This is a genomic window from Legionella quinlivanii, assembly GCF_003265995.1.
GTDB lineage: Bacteria > Pseudomonadota > Gammaproteobacteria > Legionellales > Legionellaceae > Legionella_C > Legionella_C quinlivanii_A.
Genome location: NZ_MVJN01000003.1, coordinates 18,730 through 35,995, shown reverse-complemented (window position 1 = coordinate 35,995; position 17,266 = coordinate 18,730). Strand labels below are relative to the sequence as shown.

The window sequence follows — 17,266 nt, the reverse complement described above, 5'->3', positions numbered from 1 at the left end:
TTTTTCGCAGTTATCCGCAGTTCAGGACTCCATTGCCTCAGCCATCAATAAATTAGCAGTGATTTCCTGATGCTTTTTATCATCCACCAACACTTTCTGCGAAAAATGGAGAATAACCATGCTTAAGGGAAGTATCAGAAGAATATCTTGTGGAAAATTAAGCCTGCCTATGCCGCCAAAAGTGCCCAGATAAGAAACCAGCAGCATTGAACTCATGTAAAATGCAAACCAGTAAAGGCTTCTGTCTGTAAAAGCTGTTGATTTTTTTCTTTGACAGATTCGATTAATAATAAAACCGATCAGGAGCGCCAAATCAAGCTTCCAGAGAATATCAAATCCACACCAGTACAACATCAGATTGCAGGCATAAAAGGCAGCATGACTGAAAAAGTGGCAGGCAGACAGTCGAAAGGGGCGTTCACGGTTCGGTTGCAGTTTTCGCATGGCCAATAAACAGACTGGGCCTATACCGTAAGACAGGATACTGCAGGACGATAAAAAGGCCACCATCTTTTGCCACCCGGGAAAAGGTAAAAAGGATAAGCATCCCACCAGCAGGTTGGCGTAAAGGGTAATATAAGGAATACGGTGGCGGTTTAAGCGGGTGAAAAATTTTGGCAGGTGATTGTTCAATGCCATGCCGTATACGATTCGCGAAGTAGCTGCGGTATACACCAGTGTGGTGCCAAAAGGGGAAAACGCGGCATCAAACATCAGCAGCATGGCAACAAGCCCGAGACCTAATAATAAGCTTAAACCTACCAGGGGCCCGCTATCGCCTGGAAAGCTTAAGTTATGCCAGCCATTGGCCAGATAGGAAGAGGGTATGGCAACCAGAAAGCTGAGTTGCAGCATGAAATACAATACAAATCCGATAAGGACGGCGCCAAGAATGGCTATAGGAATATTGCGTTGCGGATTCTGCACCTCACCTGCCAGCATCAGACCATTTTGAAAGCCGGTAAAAGCAAAGGCTACACCGCCGGCCGATAAGGCGGTAAATATTTGCACCCAGGCTGTTTTGTCATTGAGATGAATATTGATATTTCCCATCGAGGGAGCACTTGAGATCAGCGCTACGATGGCGATACTTGGGACCAGAAACTTAATAATACTGGCGAATTTGTTGCATTCAGCCAGCATTTTTATTCCATAGGAATTAAGAAATACTACAAAGAGCATAATCACAATCGCTATAAAATAACCCAGCCCGGAAAGGGTGAAGCTGCTGGCATTTTTAACGATCAATGCGGGAAAAAAATGACTTGAATATTGCAATATGGCCTGAATTTCAATAGGGGTCATCACCACGTAGGATAACCAGGAGGTCCAGGCAAATAAAAACCCGACCTCATTGCCGTGGGTGAAACTGGGATAATTCGTCATCCCGCCCGAAATGGGGAACATGGCTCCGAGTTCGCAAAGAGGAAGTGCGATAAACAGCATAAACAAGGCAGCCAGCACCCAGCTAATCAATGCGTTGCTTCCCGCCATTTGCGCGCTGATAAAAGGGCTAAAGAGCCAGCCGGAACCGATCATGCCTCCTGCCGCAGCGATTAAAACATTGGTTCTTGATATGTCGCGCTTTAACAAGATGACTTCCTTCCTTTCTTGGGGGGATTAAAAACTATATACAACAAGTGATTGCTTTGGCAACAAGTCTTGTCTGATAGCAAAAATTATTTTATGGGCTAAAGTTAAAATATAAGTTTAAATCCGGGAGAGGTCATGCGTAATAGAAATGTTAAAGAAATCATTGATGAACAGGATAATGAGGATACTGTTGTTTTAGCGCCAGAGAATAACGCACAGGAAAGCCTGCATTTCTGTGATGAGCTGGGGCAGGACGAAGAGTTTGATGTGATTCGGTCGATGAATTGAAAATCTCTTCCAGTGAAAGGGATTGTAAATGGTAGAAAAGAATAATTCGCATCCAGACAACAAGTCATTGCAACCGGTCGAGCCGCCGGCCAATGGGTATTATGAAGGGCAAATTTTCGACATTCTGTTACACTCCTGGCAAGGTCGTTTTACCGGATGGTTGTCACCTGCATCAGTGTCACTGGCTTTTTTTGACTGGCTCTCTCATTTCAATATGGCACCCGCCAAGCAAATTGATATCGCGCGAAAGAACTGGCAAAATGTAATCAAGCTATTATTTTTCGCCATCCATTGCCAACAGACTAATACAAGCCTGACTGAACATTGCATGCAGCTCAAACTGGAGGACAAGCGGTTTAAAGGGGAGTCCTGGAATAATTTTCCTTTTTCATTATATGTTCAGCAATTTTTAATGATTGAGCAGGCAATTAACGAAATGACCTGGAATATCCGCGGCGCTACACCTCACCATTTGCGGGTGGTAAATTTTGTTCAGCGTCAATTTCTCGATATCTTCTCGCCCAGCAATTTCCCCTGGACAAATCCGGAAATATTGGAAAAGACCTTTGAGACCAAAGGGCAGAATTTTATTGATGGTGCTGCAAACCTTATGGAAGATCTGTTCAGGGAGTGGTTCCATCTGCCATCAAAAGAAATGGAGAAGTTTAAGGTAGGTGTGAATCTCGCGGCCACTCCCGGAAAAGTGGTGTTTAGAAATCGCCTGATGGAGTTAATTCAGTATTCTCCTGCCACCGAAAAAGTGTATCCAGAGCCAATATTTATCATCCCCGCCTGGATTATGAAATACTATATTCTTGATCTTTCAGCGCATAATTCGCTGGTTCGTTATTTAGTGAGGAAAGGTCATACGGTTTTTATGATTTCCTGGAAAAATCCCGGCCATGACGATCGCGACTTTGGTTTTGATACCTATGTAAACCATGGGATTCTGGAAGGTTTACAGGCGATTCTAAATATTGTTCCTGCCCGGCAGGTGCACGCCGTAGGATATTGCCTGGGCGGAACCTTGTTAAGTATGGTGGCTGCTGCTTTGGCAGGCAGATCCGATGATCGTTTTAAAAGTGTCACTCTTTTTGCGGCGCAAGTTGATTTCAGAGAGCCTGGTGAGCTGCAATTATTTATTGATCACAGTCAGGTCACTTATCTTGAGGATATCATGTGGGAGCAGGGTTATTTAAATGGCAAGCAAATGGCTGGTGCATTTAGCATGATTCGATCCTATGATCTGGTGTGGTCAAGAATAATTCACGATTATTTTCTGGGCGCACGCAGGCCCTTAAATGATTTAATGGCCTGGGATCATGATACCACTCGCTTACCTTATCGTTTCCATTCTGAATACCTGCATAATCTGTTTTTGAATAATGATCTGGTCCAGGGACGATTCCGTGTTAACCACCGGCGTATTGCTTTAAGTGATATTCGGGTGCCCATATTTCTTGTCGGTACGCAAACCGACCATATTGCTCCCTGGCGTTCCGTCTATAAGCTTCATTTATTCACTGACACTGAAATTACCTTTGTGCTGACCAGCGGCGGGCATAATGCCGGGATTGTCAGTGAGCCGGGTCATCGAGGCCGCAGTTATCAAATACGTACGCGCAAACCGCATGACAAATACCTCACCTCCGATTGCTGGCTTGAAAAAGCGCCTTCCTATCAGGGTTCCTGGTGGCCGGTGTGGCAGCAGTGGCTGGTTGAACAATCCGGCAATCAAATTTCTCCTCCTCCGATGGGTAATACAGAAAAAGATTATCCTCCGCTTTGCGATGCGCCGGGAACCTATGTATTTCAAAAATAATAACTGTCCTAAAAATAAACTAATTACAAGCTAAATGTCTGCGTGTATAATATCGGACCATTAATAATTAAGTTGTATTCAGAGTTTACATGCCGAAGAAGAAAGCAGCGGCCGGCGCGCCGTGGAAGCGAGTCATTATCCAGCGTTCAGTATTAGCGGGATATTCCAAGGGTCCCAAGCCTGTAAAGAAGCTGGCATCGGCTTTATTGAATCAGCAAACGCAATCGGCTGGCTATGAGAAGTTAAAGGATCGCGATGGCCTGGCGAGCGGGCGCCTGGACGGAGCGGACCGTGCCCTATTGGTTGAATTTGAAGTCAATGGCGAAAAAAGCCTGGTTATAGCGGAGATCGCGGAAAATCATGAATACAAGAAATCGACGCTGTTCTCAGATAAGGCGGGTGTTGAGAAGTATCGTCAGAAGTATGGTCCATCGATAATCAGGCAGATTGAGGAGCTAATGGCGGAGGAAGCGCTGGAAGCGGCGCGTCCTGCGGCAGGCCCGTTGCCAAAGAAACCGCTGGTGACACTGGACTATTATAATCAGCATGTGATTCGCTTGAGTAGTCAGCAGGCAGAGGTTTTAAAGGTAACCCCTCCGGTTGTAATTCGGGGAGCGCCTGGCTCAGGGAAGTCCTGTGTGGCGGTGTCGCGCATCCTTGACTTGATTGCGAGCCTTCCCCCTGGCTCGGAGGGAAAAATCCTGTATGTGACGCAGTCGCCGGAATTAGTGAAGGCGATGCAGGCGATATGGGATAGCTTATCGCTGCCCGATACGTTAAAAAACCGGGTTGAATTTAAAGCCTATGAGACGGTAGCACGTGAGCAGCGTGCGGCTGAATTTGAGGGTAAAACGCTTGCGAGCGAGTCTGATTTTGAGCAGTGGCTGAAAGGCTATGTTGCGAAATGCAGGGATAGACTGAAGCCTGCGGCGGCGGCCGCCGGTAAAAAGGGTAAAGGCAAGAAAAAGAAGGCGGAGGTGCCTGACGAGGCGAGTGCGCAACTGGAGCGATTTTTAAAAGAAGGGCATGAGCTGTATCAGGAGTTTCGCCTTTTATCGGGTTATCTGCCCGAGGGTTATCTTGGTCTTGGAGCCCAGAACAGTTTATATGCCCATCCGGACGACCGGCGGTGGATATTGGCCGCGTATGAGAATTATCTGAATTATCTTAAAGACAACAGGTTGGTGGCGCTTGATTTCTTAACATTTGCGCAGCGGGACAAGTATGATTTGGTGTTGGGTGATGAAGCCCAGGATTTATCGGGTCTTGAGTTAGAGAATCTGCTGCTGTTAGCCAAAGAAGGACAGCTATGTCTTTGCATGGATACCCACCAAAGCCTTTTTGACGAACTGTCTAAGGGTCCGCTTATTGAAAAGATGATGCAGCGCTATGGATTACCGCTTACCTCGGTTGAGCTGCCGCAGTCCTACCGCTGCCCAGAGAATGTGGTGCATTTTGCCAATGAAGTGATTAAGGTAAAGAATCAGGTGGTGGGCGGCCGTGCTGACAAACAGGAGCTGTCTGAAATCAAGATGTCGCCTGAGCAGGCGAAAACGCCGGGCATAGTGCACTGGCTAAAGCAGACGCCGGAAGAGTTAAAGGCCTTAAGGGATATGGCGAAGCAGAGTAATTTTGTCATTATTACCCTGCCGGAATATAAAAAGGAGGCTCAGGAAAAATATCCGGGTGCAGTCCTGGTATTCACTGCCGAGGAAATCAAGGGTCTGGAATATGAGAATGTCATCCTGTACCGCATGCTGGATAACGACTTATGCCGTGAAGCGAGCCGTGAATGGACGGATGGCAAAGTACCGACCAACCTCGTCAAACGCGGTTGCGGCAATAGCCGTTTTGGTCCGCCCTTAAACAAATTTTTTACCAGCAGTACGCGTGCCACCAAACGCCTGTTTATCGATCAAGGCGATGATTATCCTTTAGCCCCTCTGTGTAACGCCTTCAAAAAAGGGATTAAGACACCCGAAACAGCCTTTTTAAGCGATCCGAATTTAGAGCAAACGGAAGAAGAGCGCCTCACGCAATGGGAAGAAGAGATTTGCCGGCTGTATCAGAATGGCAAAAAAGACATAGCCAGGAACGCGTTTGAGCACTGTCTTAAAGAGCATCGCTCTTATACGGATTATGATGATTTCCTGCTGAGCAAGGGTTTAATTAAAAAAGAAGAGCCCCCTGTCGAAAAGAAAGAAGTGGTTGAGGAGCAGAAAAGGCCTGAGATCTTACCGGCTGTGGCTAAAGCCGCAGAATCCTCTCAAAAAAGCGATGTTTTGCAGAAAGAAAAAGCAGTTCCCAGGGCCGCGAATAAAACGCCGGCGGCTAGTAGCCAACCTAAGCAGGAAGAGAAGGGTAAACAAGCCGCTGCCCCCAAAGCAAAGCCGAAAGAAACCACGGCCAGCTTGTCGCGCAAGCCTGTTTCATTTGCAAGTACAAATAAAAAATCGAATAGTACCCTGCCTTTTGGGCCGCTGGTTCGTTCGCCCGCATTTTTCAACCCGTCTCCCAATTCAAGGGTAACAGGAATAATGGACGCCAGGGGGATATTACAGGGTACGTCGTCCACAGTTCCAGCGGGAGTCACTGAGACAGATCCGGTTTATCAAAGGATGAAGGGATTTCTGGACAATGTTTTTGGCAAGTCTGCGGATACTGCTCTTGATCGGTATTTTTCCTGCAAGGATGAGAGTTGTTTTTTGATAATGATGAACAAGGATGATGCCAAATGGAAGGCCTTCCGGAGATATTTGGAAGAGCATGAGTCCAGTTTGAGTCAATGGTTTTCCTTGCAAAAATTGTTTGAAATAGCGCCGGACGGTACAAGAAGCCGTTTTGAAACAATGGCTCGCAATCCGGTGGGGTTGCAGCTGCTGGAATTAATCTTTTCTCTTGTTCCTATCGATCGGGATGTGCGAAGCATATTCACCACCATGTGCCAGGTTTTCTTTACAGATCTAAAGGGTCTGAATTGGAGTGAGGTGACAGCGGAGAACCATTTCCTTATGCATCTGGCAGGAAGTGCAGATGGCATCAGCCTTTTTCAGACAATTGTAGACAGCAGTTTTTTCCCGGGGATGAAACTGCAGGATAAATCAGGCAATACCTTTCTGCATTGGGCCATTGAAAATAACAGAGAAGATCTGGCGTCGATTATTATTAGCTCCAGGCACGCGGCATTGCCTGGAGGAGACCGTATAATACCCGGTGCCAATCCCAAGGTCATCTTTAGAGTGACTAATGAGCTTAACCAGACCCCCCTGGATTTGGCTAAAGGTAAGGATGCCAAGAATTTAATCCCTTTATTGGAGGCCAGGGAGAAAAGGATATTGGAAGCTGAGCAGCGAAAGGCAAGTCGATGGAGCCCCTACCCCAATCTTCAGCTTCAACCCGTCTCAAGAGTCCTTTTTCCAGGAGATGATCTGGATCAAGTGTTGAGGGAACTGGAAAACAAGGGGCCTTAATCGCTGTTGTAGAAAGTCAACCTGCAGTACGCTGGAGAGGCTCAATTCCATACGTTAAAAATTGTCATCAAAAGGGCGCGTTAAGGCCCTTTAAAAAAGAAATCAGCGCTGATTTTAAAACGGGATACAAGCTTGTTGATTTGGGATTTACTTAGCTTACGCTCACCGTTTAGAAATTTGGAAACATTACCTTGATTACCAAAAATATCAGCCATTTTCTGCTGATTAAGATGGTTTTCAGACATCAGATATTGAACCAAATCAATATCCGTCACATTATGGCCAATAGGGGGATGATTGTTATTATCAAAATCTTCAAGATTATCGCCAATAATGTGAGCTACTATAGCGAGGGGATGCTCTTCATCCTCTCGCACTTCATCAAGAATTTGATCAAGCAAATTTTCAAGAATGTCATATTCGCTTTGATTGGCGGGTTTTTTAAAGACAGATAGAGGAAAGTGAAATTTCCTGGAAGTTTTCTCACCAGAATAGTTAATGTAAATAGGATTTGTAACAGCCATTACAGTTCACCCCGCTTCAATTTGTCTTGATTGAATTTTTTGCTGTACTCCGCATGAGTCCAGCAGGCCCTTATATAACAGCGCTCTGAATTATAATGAATGGCAGTAATAAGCCTGTAATTATTGCCACCGATATTAAACACGGTATATCCATGAACAGGATCGACGCTGTTAAAAAGCGCTTTCAATTCGTAGATGTTTTTGGCATTGCAGCTTTTCATTTTATAATACCATTCTATAAGCGGTATTTCCGATTGAGTATTCTGCATATAAAAATCACGCAGCTTTTTTTTAGAAATCACTCTCACGACAAGACCTGAAGTATTATTATGTTTATAGTTTATGTCGAATTGACATAGATGTCAATATGACATGGAACGTTGCCCCTGTGTTCCTACGATCATTTGATTAATCATGGTTCTGTATGTATAATATCGGACCATTAATAATTAAGTTGTATTCAGAGTTTACATGCCGAAGAAGAGAGCAGAGGCGAGCGCGCCGTGGAAGCGGGTCATTATCCAACGAGCAGTATTAGCGGGATATTCCAAGGGTCCTAAGTTTGTAAAGAAGTTAGCGAAGGCCTTATTCAATCAGCAAACACAAGCGGCTGGCTATGAGAAGTTAACAGATCGCGATGGATTGGCGAGTGCTCGCTTAGACAAGGCGGACCGTGCCCTGTTAGTTGAATTCGAGGTAAAGGGCGAAAAAAACCTGGTCATAGCGCAGATCGCGGAAAATCATGAGTATAAGAAATCGACGCTGTTCTCGGACAAGGCGGGAGTTGAAAAGTATCGTCAGAAATATGGTCCTTCGATAATCAGGCAGATTGAGGAGCTAATGGCGGAGGAAGCGCTGGAAGCGGCGCGTCCTGCGGCAGGCCCGTTGCCAAAGAAACCGCTGGTGACACTGGACTATTATAATCAGCATGTGATTCGCTTGAGTAGTCAGCAGGCAGAGGTTTTAAAGGTAACCCCTCCGGTTGTAATTCGGGGAGCGCCTGGCTCAGGGAAGTCCTGTGTGGCGGTGTCGCGCATCCTTGACTTGATTGCGAGCCTTCCCCCTGGCTCGGAGGGAAAAATCCTGTATGTGACGCAGTCGCCGGAATTAGTGAAGGCGATGCAGGCGATATGGGATAGCTTATCGCTGCCCGATACGTTAAAAAACCGGGTTGAATTTAAAGCCTATGAGACGGTAGCACGTGAGCAGCGTGCGGCTGAATTTGAGGGTAAAACGCTTGCGAGCGAGTCTGATTTTGAGCAGTGGCTGAAAGGCTATGTTGCGAAATGCAGGGATAGACTGAAGCCTGCGGCGGCGGCCGCCGGTAAAAAGGGTAAAGGCAAGAAAAAGAAGGCGGAGGTGCCTGACGAGGCGAGTGCGCAACTGGAGCGATTTTTAAAAGAAGGGCATGAGCTGTATCAGGAGTTTCGCCTTTTATCGGGTTATCTGCCCGAGGGTTATCTTGGTCTTGGAGCCCAGAACAGTTTATATGCCCATCCGGACGACCGGCAGTGGATATTGGCCGCGTATGAGAATTATCTGAATTATCTTAAAGACAACAGGTTGGTGGCGCTTGATTTCTTAACATTTGCGCAGCGGGACAAGTATGATTTGGTGTTGGGTGATGAAGCCCAGGATTTATCGGGTCTTGAGTTAGAGAATCTGCTGCTGTTAGCCAAAGAAGGACAGCTATGTCTTTGCATGGATACCCACCAAAGCCTTTTTGACGAACTGTCTAAGGGTCCGCTTATTGAAAAGATGATGCAGCGCTATGGATTACCGCTTACCTCGGTTGAGCTGCCGCAGTCCTACCGCTGCCCAGAGAATGTGGTGCATTTTGCCAATGAAGTGATTAAGGTAAAGAATCAGGTGGTGGGCGTCCGTGCTGACAAACAGGAGCTGTCTGAAATCAAGATGTCGCCCGAGCAGGCGAAAACGCCGGGCATAGTGCACTGGCCAAAGCAGACGCCGTAAGAGCTAAACGCCTTAAGGGATATGGCGAAGCAGAGTAATTTTGTCATTATTACCCTGCCGGAATATAAAAAGGAGGCTCAGGAAAAATATCCGGGTGCAGTCCTGGTATTCACTGCCGAGGAAATCAAGGGTCTGGAATATGAGAATGTCATCCTGTACCGCATGCTGGATAATGACTTATGCCGTGAAGCGAGCCGTGAATGGACGGATGGCAAAGTACCGACCAACCTCGTCAAACGCGGTTGCGGCAATAGCCGTTTTGGTCCGCCCTTAAACAAATTTTTTACCAGCAGTACGCGTGCCACCAAACGCCTGTTTATCGATCAAGGCGATGATTATCCTTTAGCCCCTCTATGTAACGCCTTCAAAAAAGGGATTAAGACACCCGAAACAGCCTTTTTAAGCGATCCGAATTTAGAGCAAACGGAAGAAGAGCGCCTCACGCAATGGGAAGAAGAGATTTGCCGGCTGTATCAGAATGGCAAAAAAGACATAGCCAGGAACGCGTTTGAGCACTGTCTTAAAGAGCATCGCTCTTATACGGATTACGATGATTTCCTGCTGAGCAAGGGGTTGATTAAAAAAGAAGAGCCTCCTGTCGAAAAGCAGGAAGAGGCTGAGACGGTCGCAACAATGACTGAATGTGTCGCGGTTGGAAAAGAACCTTCTGAAAAGACGGATACGGCACAGGAAGAGCAAGCGCCTTTAAGCGTTGCAGATAAAAAACAAACGTCTAATCGCCGCTCGAACAGGAGAAATAAAGGTAAACAAGCTGCTATCCCTAAAGATGAGCCAAAAGAAACTACGGCCAGCTTGTCGGGCAATTCTCGAAGTCTTTCGCAAAGAATAGATTCTCTACCCACGAGAGATGCGCTGGCTCGTTCACCTAAATTTTTCAATTCAGGAACTGGAGGCAAATTTGGCCTGCCGGGTTCTCTCGAAGAAATCAAAATGCAGTTAGATAGCGTCGCAAATGAACAGGCTGCGTATCAGGATGAATTGCAGAAAGCCTTGCAGAAGCGCAGCTCATTGGAGGTAAAGGGAGCTGCTTTAAAACAGAAATGGGCTTCACTGCAACAGGAAAAGCGGGAGTTGATTGCACAAAAACCGAGATTGTCCAGGATAGAAGAGAAGATTCAAACCGATCTAAATAATCTGTTTGATTCTTTTTCCGAAAGTGCTTTGGATAATACGTTTAAAAAGAAGCACCCCCAGGAAACCATTTTCAGATGGCTGATTCTGACTGAAAATGGAGGCAATGATTGTTTTATCTCCCGATTAAAAAAAGAGAATGATAAATGGATGGCGTTGAAGCGTTATTTTATAAATAATCCTCTGGAGCTGGAGCATTATTTTTCTTTAAAGGCGCTGGCTAAAAAAGATTCCATTTCGGGTCAAAGCTATTTTGAAATCTTATGTCTCAGACAACATGGCCTTGATTTTCTTAAAGAAATGTGGGATTCAATGGTCATTCCTGACATGCTGGATACAGAGACCCTATCCCGGTTTAAAGATATTTTGTTTGCTGCTCCTTCTGTCAATACATGGGATGATTTGATTGGAAAGAATAGCTTATTAATGTTTCTGTTAAACCACCCGACAGGACGTCCTCTGTTCAAAATTCTATTCAGCAGCCAGTTGTTCCCCTCTTTATGTTGCAAGGACATAGAAGGAAATACCCTCTTGCATTGGGCAGTAAACAATCAGCGCGTGAATATTATTGTAGCGATTATGGCAGCAAGAGCGAGCGCTTTAAAGGACGGGTTTGTCATGGAAGAGCAGGATGTATTTGAGGTAAAAAATAAAGAAGGATTAACTCCGCTGGAGCTGGCTAAAAAATTAAATCTGCCGCTCGCATTAAACGCATTGGATTGCTCACGTTACGAAAACCCTGCGCCTAAAAAAGGCAATGCCCCGGTATATGATGTGCAGTATTTACAAACTAAAATACAAGAGATCTCTACAACGAGAGGTCCGATTCTTATCCCTGAAGTTAAACAATTGTCAGGTGAGATAAACGAGCTTGAAATCGCGAAAAGAATTCGTACACGCAAATTATTGTTAGATAAAAATTTAACCAGACAAGGGGCGCATAATAAAAATCAATTAGACAGGCAAATACGGGTCATAGAAGGATTAATAAAAGAAAAGCAAAGACAACAAAATGAGGTAACAAGAGAGGCAAGACTTAAGGCAATGATTAATTTATCCAGAGGCCAACTAGGTACTCAGGAAATCTATGAAAATCTGGATATGTTTATCATTAGTATCCCTGTTGATTTGTTATACACATATTTAATGGCCACTGGAACGCCCAACAATCTTCCTCTACTCATGCATCTGTACAAAAATAATTCCGATGGCATAAGCTCCTGGAAGTGCTTTCAGAATTATCTGCAAGAGAACCCGGTTTTGGTTAATTACTATTTTTCTCTGGATGAGTTATTCAAGCAGTACAACGATTTGGGTAAAACCCGTTTTGAATTACTTGCGCGCAAAAGGGAAGGATTGGACTTTTTGTTCCTGATTTTTAATATTCTGTCAATTCCGGAAAAAGTGAATATAGAGTCACACAGGAATATCATGGTCAACTTGTTTGCCGATATTGCCATTCAGCAGTGGGGTAGTCTGGACGAGTCTCAGTCTTTACTGATGTACCTGCTTAATCGACCACAGGGACGTTTTGTACTTTCCAAATTACCTGCGGATCTGTTCTTCAACCTAATCAGACAGCAGGACTCTCAGTGGAACAGCTTCCTGCATTGGGCTGCTGCAAATCGGCGTGTTGATTTGATTTCAATGGTGCTCGAGCTTAAACAGAAAGCTTCAGACAAGATTTCAATACAGCAATTTATAGATTTGAAAAATGAAGCAGGTGAGACAGCGCTTGATATCGCCAAAGCGCATAATTTTGAGCAAGGAATCACGCTATTAACTGGGCAAACGGCATTAAAACCAGGCATTGCGTCTTATACCTCTCTGTATCATCCTCCGGCGGCTGCTGCAGAAGCTACTAACTCATCGTCCGTTGCTTTAAACGAGACTGGTTCGGTTACCTTGAGTTAAAGTTGCCTGTTTTTTCAAATGCCCGCTAGACTTTAAATTCAAGGATACGAAAAGGGGCGGTCATGAAGCTTGAAGATGCGGAAAAAATGGATTTAATGAAGCAGTTACAGGCAATCAGAATTCTGGCTGGTAACACAGCAGATGAACAGTTATCGGCTCAGCAAGCAGGCATTATGAATCAGGGAGGTCATTATAATGCCGCTGTGAATGATCTTGCCAAAGCGCAGGCGCGTGTTCAGGATTCCACAAAAAAAACAGGTCATTCATTTCTGTCTTCCACATCCTCTACCCTTTCTGATGTGTTTAATCTGATAAAGGATGGGATTAATGGTAAAATGAATGACTATCTGCAGGAATTACTTTCCAATGCCGAAGTTATGGCGGCAGTTAAAAATAAGGATGCCAAAGACCCGAATAGCCGTAAGGTGCTGGAGATCAATGTGACCATTGCCTCAACCATGATTGATAAATATGCCGGCCTTTTGGAAATATTGCTGAATAAAAAAAGTTTGTCTTCTCCTCAACAGCAATTAATAAAGGATGCTAATCAATCGATAAGTCATGCCGCAGAACGCTTAAGACGAGTTAATTTCATGCGTGCCTTTAATAGCCTGGATGATTATGCGACGGTATATATGGCCCAGCACCACAAAAGCAGCTGTTTTTCCAATTGGTTCTCCTCCTCTCCTTCCAGGGCATACAATAACCTGATTCACTGGTTTGAAGATTTAACCCGTGAGCCCTTATCCGCAAAAGAACTGATGGGGGCGATATATACCATTCGCAAGCAAATCGGTCAGTTAAAAAATGAGGAAGAGCGGGCTGCTATTCGTGACGGACTGGATCAGATGCTCAAAGATAATGCCTGTCCTGTATTCAGTATTGATGCTCTGCAGGGTGAACTGAAAGAGTATATCGATGCCTTTGGCAGGCGGATTGCAGAATTGGGACTTCAATGGCCGGCCCCCTTTGCCGCAGAAACGCTTCCTGCTATGCAACGGGTAATGATTGCTTAAAGCAATTATTGTAGGTTGGGCCCTTGGCCCAACAAACGCTTGAGCCACTCCCGGACTCAATGTTGACCCAAGGCCCAACCTGCATGTTTGTTCGCGGGATCCCATTAAATCACGCGCTGCCGCGGCTATAACTTCTGTGAATAAAGTAATCCACGCAACTGATCAATTTCAGCGAGCAGATCCAGAACCAGCCCTGCACCCGCCAGATTAACGCCCAAATCCTGGTTGAGCCGAATAACCGTACGGATACGTCTTAAGGCTTCATCGTCAAATAGCCACTCATTGCTTTCGTTCCTGCTAACCGTAACAATACCTTCCTGAACGATTTCGATGATTGTCTCACGGGTAACGCCAAAGGAATGGCTGATTTCCTGCAAAGAGAGTGAAAATAGCTGTTCGCATTCCATTGTGCCAGTCTTTTTATCGCTCATGAGCTGCTCCCATTTTTTCACGCGGATTAAAATGAACGCTTTTAGCCATTTGCTCGAAAAGCCTGTTCATGTCGCTGTTTTCAGTTTCCGGGATCCTGATTTCCAGAGTAATGTATTGGTCGCCCGGTGGATTACCTGGCAGGCCGCGTCCTTTAAGACGCATCTTTTTACCTGTCTGAGAGTAAGCCGGAATTTTCATGTTTACTGTGCCGCCCAGTGTGGGTATCTCAATATTAGCACCAAGAACTGCTTCCCAAGGCGTAATAGGGACCTTCAGATGGATATCCCTCTTCTCCAGATGAAATAGAGGGTGGGGAGCAATATGAATTTCAATATACAGATCACCGCGCTTGCCTGCGACCCGCTCTCCGCCCTGGCCTTTCAGCCGAATTTGCTGTTGATTGCCAATTCCTTTGGGAATTTTTACTCGGATGGAGCGTTGCTGATACTCCAGTTCCCCCTGTTTATTGATCGAAGGCATCTGGAGCTGAAGTATTTTTTCACTACCCTGGTAGCTGTCCTCAAGGCTGATGGTCAGCTGGGCATGGACATCCTGGCCTTGATCGTAAAAGCCTGATTGCTCGCGTCTTGCTTGCCGGCCGAATATGGAACCCAGAAAATCCTCAAAATCGGCAGGATCGAAATCACTATGACCAGTATACTGATAATGGGGTTCATAGTCCTGGCCATATTGTTGCTGGGCTTCGCTCTGCTGTTTCCAGTATTGACCGTATTTATCGTATTTCGCTCTTTTTTCGGGATCTTTTAATACCTCATAAGCTTCCCCCAGTTCCTTGAATTTTTCTTCGGCCCCGGGTTCCTTGCTGACATCTGGATGGTATTTTCTTGCCAGTTTGCGATAGGTTTGTTTGATTTCATCCTGGCTGGCCGCTCTATCCAGGCCCATGATTTGATAATAATCTTTAAAGTCCATTGTTATTTCTTGCCCGTCCCTATGCTGAAATAGTTAAAGTATAGCCTGCCTGGTGCAGGCTATAGGCTCAATCCAAACGGATAGTATAATGGAAGCTGCCGGTTCCTTCATAGGACATATCCACAAAACGCATGCCTGAGCAATTAGCATGAACTTTGGGATGCATCATAAAGGGCCCATCCTGAAGATGGAGCACACACCAGCTTCTGCCATCGTTCGTTGCGACGGTAATGTTGGCGCGCCCTTTGCGGCAGGCGGGAGTGTCACGAATTTCAAAGCTTAAATGACTCAGAACCTGCATATAAAGCTCAGGAGTCGTATTGGCATCAACGATGGCAATATCAGGGCGGCTGTCGTCGCTTATACGGAAAAAGTCGCTATATCCGCAGAGGCTGGGATTCGCCTGAGCTTGAAATGCAGTGAAACCACAGAATAAAAATAAAGCCATTTTTTTCATCAATTGTTTCTCCCTTATTAAATCTGGAAGGATTATATACTGGTCTTAAGGGAATAAACAGCTTTGGCTCATCGACCAGTGTTTCTTTTAAAGTTGACGTTGAGGCTTATCGAGCCTATTTTAAAAGAGGATTTAAGCGGATTTTTCTTAATGAAAAAAAATATCATTCTCCTGATTGTTTCTTTCGCCTTATTCATGGAGGCCGTGGATACCACGGTGTTAAATACGGCTATTCCGGTGATTGCAAAAAGTCTGAATGTCAATCCGATTAATTTAAAAATTGCTCTAATCAGTTATCTGGTTAGTCTGGCTATTTTTATCCCGGTCAGTGGCTGGATAGCTGATCGTTTTGGGGCAAAAAGAGTGTTTATTCTGGCGGCTATGCTCTTCACTGCCAGTTCTGTCTGGTGCGGTTTTACCGATAACCTGCCTGAGCTCATTATTGCAAGAATTACCCAGGGAGTCGGCGGTTCGCTTACTTTGCCGGTGGGCCGGCTCATCATCATGCGTACCTGTGAGCGTCATGAGCTGGTGAGCAAGATGAGTGTGGTGGTTATGGTTGCTGCGATTGGGATGATGCTGGGACCGGTGCTCGGCGGGGTAATCAGTAATCATTTCTCATGGCGCTGGATTTTCTGGGTTAATGCTCCGGTTGGTATTCTGACGGTCTTTCTGGCAATTTTTCTGCTTCCTTCCATGCCTTCGCGGCCGATGCCGCCTCTGGATAAATGGGGATTTATTCTTTTTGGCAGTGGTCTGGCCATGTTAACCATTGGCTTGTCAGTTCTTAGCGAATCGGATGCGCGGCATGTTCTGGTCGTTCTAAGCCTGCCGCTGGCGTTTTGTTTGTTATTTCTATACGCCTGGCATTCTTACAACAGGGCTCATCCCATAGTAAAAATCGAACTTTTTCGCATACGAACCTTTCGGGTATCGATACTGGGAAATCTGTTTGCCAGGCTCGGATTCGGCGGGTTTCCCTTTTTATTACCGCTGTTACTGCAAATCGGCCTTGGGTATAACTCTCAGACTTCCGGATTATTACTGGCCCCTACGGCTTTGGGTGTGCTGATTGTAAAACCCTTGTCGGTGCATATCCTGCGCTGGTTCGGGTATAAAAAGCTGTTAATCGTCAATACAATACTTGTAGGCATCGCACTTGGCATGTTCGCTTTCATTAATGCACAGACCAGCTTCATTGCGATAGCACTGCTCAGTTTTTTTTATGGGTTATTAATATCCTTGCAATATACCGGTATGAATTCTCTGGCTTATGCGAATGTGGATGCAGAAGAAATGAGTGCGGCGACCAGTATTGTCAGTACCACTCAGCAGCTTGCACAAAGTTTCGGAGTTGCCGCGGCGGCATTGCTAATCAGAATTTCAGCGAGTCTGAGCCATGATCCGGCGTTGAGCATCCGAAGTTTTCATTTAACCTTTATTGCCATGTCCTTACTGACTTTTGCCTCGATCGTTATTTTTATTCAGCTTAAAAAAGAGGACGGTCACGAGTTAATCGATATTCCGGTGAGAACAGCAACAGTGTGAAAGCTATTTAAGTTAAAGAATTATTGTAGGTTGGGCCCTTGGCCCAACAAAGGGAGCCACTCCAGAACTCAATGTTGGGCCAAGGGCCCAACCTACAGGTAATTGCAGAATTCCCTTAACTAATAGGGTTAGGGTTGACTTTA

At 45.4% G+C, this 17,266-nt stretch carries 13 protein-coding genes; 7 read left to right on the top strand and 6 right to left on the bottom strand.

Going from position 1 to position 17,266, the window contains the following annotated elements; translation table 11 throughout:
- Positions 1 to 21: 21 nt before the first annotated feature.
- Positions 22 to 1,593 carry an APC family permease gene (locus B1207_RS03895; protein WP_112218696.1) on the bottom strand — a complete coding sequence of 524 codons (1,572 nt, stop codon included), beginning with the start codon at positions 1,591 to 1,593 and terminating at the stop codon, positions 22 to 24.
- Positions 1,594 to 1,728: 135 nt separating this feature from the next.
- On the opposite strand from B1207_RS03895, the gene B1207_RS15920 reads away from it, so the two are divergent.
- The 3 genes from B1207_RS15920 (at position 1,729) to B1207_RS03885 (ending at position 7,173) form a co-directional block, all read left to right on the top strand.
- Positions 1,729 to 1,881, top strand: a complete 153-nt coding sequence (locus B1207_RS15920) for a hypothetical protein (protein ID WP_157072289.1) — start codon at positions 1,729 to 1,731, stop codon at positions 1,879 to 1,881.
- Between the two features lie 28 nt (positions 1,882 to 1,909).
- Positions 1,910 to 3,703: a PHA/PHB synthase family protein gene (locus B1207_RS03890; RefSeq protein WP_112218695.1), complete on the top strand. Its 1,794-nt coding sequence runs from the start codon at positions 1,910 to 1,912 to the stop codon at positions 3,701 to 3,703.
- A gap of 89 nt (positions 3,704 to 3,792) precedes the next feature.
- Complete coding sequence (locus B1207_RS03885; RefSeq protein ID WP_112218694.1) at positions 3,793 to 7,173, top strand: UvrD-helicase domain-containing protein; 3,381 nt, start codon at positions 3,793 to 3,795, stop codon at positions 7,171 to 7,173.
- A gap of 80 nt (positions 7,174 to 7,253) precedes the next feature.
- On the opposite strand, the gene B1207_RS03880 is transcribed toward B1207_RS03885, so the two are convergent.
- Positions 7,254 to 7,697, bottom strand: a complete 444-nt coding sequence (locus B1207_RS03880) for a helix-turn-helix domain-containing protein (RefSeq protein WP_112218693.1) — start codon at positions 7,695 to 7,697, stop codon at positions 7,254 to 7,256.
- On the bottom strand, positions 7,697 to 7,999 hold the full coding sequence (locus B1207_RS03875; RefSeq protein WP_216362452.1) for a type II toxin-antitoxin system HigB family toxin: 303 nt from the start codon (positions 7,997 to 7,999) through the stop codon (positions 7,697 to 7,699). Before B1207_RS03875 ends, B1207_RS03880 begins: the two co-directional genes overlap by 1 nt.
- A 169-nt stretch (positions 8,000 to 8,168) precedes the next feature.
- Here B1207_RS03875 and B1207_RS03870 point away from each other — a divergent pair, with 169 nt between their 5' ends.
- From B1207_RS03870 to B1207_RS03860, 3 genes are all read left to right on the top strand, one after another.
- Positions 8,169 to 9,671 carry a UvrD-helicase domain-containing protein gene (locus B1207_RS03870; protein WP_112218691.1) on the top strand — a complete coding sequence of 501 codons (1,503 nt, stop codon included), beginning with the start codon at positions 8,169 to 8,171 and terminating at the stop codon, positions 9,669 to 9,671.
- Between the two features lie 21 nt (positions 9,672 to 9,692).
- Positions 9,693 to 12,737, top strand: coding sequence for an ankyrin repeat domain-containing protein (locus B1207_RS03865; protein ID WP_112218690.1), 3,045 nt, complete (start codon positions 9,693 to 9,695; stop codon positions 12,735 to 12,737).
- A gap of 62 nt (positions 12,738 to 12,799) precedes the next feature.
- Positions 12,800 to 13,753 (top strand): hypothetical protein, encoded by a 954-nt coding sequence (locus tag B1207_RS03860; protein WP_112218689.1) that lies wholly within the window; start codon positions 12,800 to 12,802, stop codon positions 13,751 to 13,753.
- Between the two features lie 125 nt (positions 13,754 to 13,878).
- Here B1207_RS03860 and B1207_RS03855 read toward each other — a convergent pair whose 3' ends face one another.
- From B1207_RS03855 to B1207_RS03845, 3 genes are all read right to left on the bottom strand, one after another.
- Positions 13,879 to 14,184, bottom strand: coding sequence for a chaperone modulator CbpM (locus tag B1207_RS03855; RefSeq protein ID WP_112218688.1), 306 nt, complete (start codon positions 14,182 to 14,184; stop codon positions 13,879 to 13,881).
- The gene (locus B1207_RS03850; protein WP_112218687.1) at positions 14,174 to 15,118 is read right to left on the bottom strand and encodes a DnaJ C-terminal domain-containing protein; all 945 of its coding nucleotides are present in this window, start codon (positions 15,116 to 15,118) and stop codon (positions 14,174 to 14,176) included. The genes B1207_RS03855 and B1207_RS03850 overlap by 11 nt, the downstream gene beginning before the upstream one ends.
- A gap of 67 nt (positions 15,119 to 15,185) precedes the next feature.
- The gene (locus tag B1207_RS03845) at positions 15,186 to 15,578 is read right to left on the bottom strand and encodes a hypothetical protein (protein ID WP_146740007.1); all 393 of its coding nucleotides are present in this window, start codon (positions 15,576 to 15,578) and stop codon (positions 15,186 to 15,188) included.
- 147 nt (positions 15,579 to 15,725) lie between these two features.
- Between B1207_RS03845 and B1207_RS03840 the strand changes: the two genes are divergently transcribed.
- Positions 15,726 to 17,123 carry a DHA2 family efflux MFS transporter permease subunit gene (locus B1207_RS03840; RefSeq protein ID WP_112219005.1) on the top strand — a complete coding sequence of 466 codons (1,398 nt, stop codon included), beginning with the start codon at positions 15,726 to 15,728 and terminating at the stop codon, positions 17,121 to 17,123.
- Positions 17,124 to 17,266 lie beyond the last annotated feature (143 nt).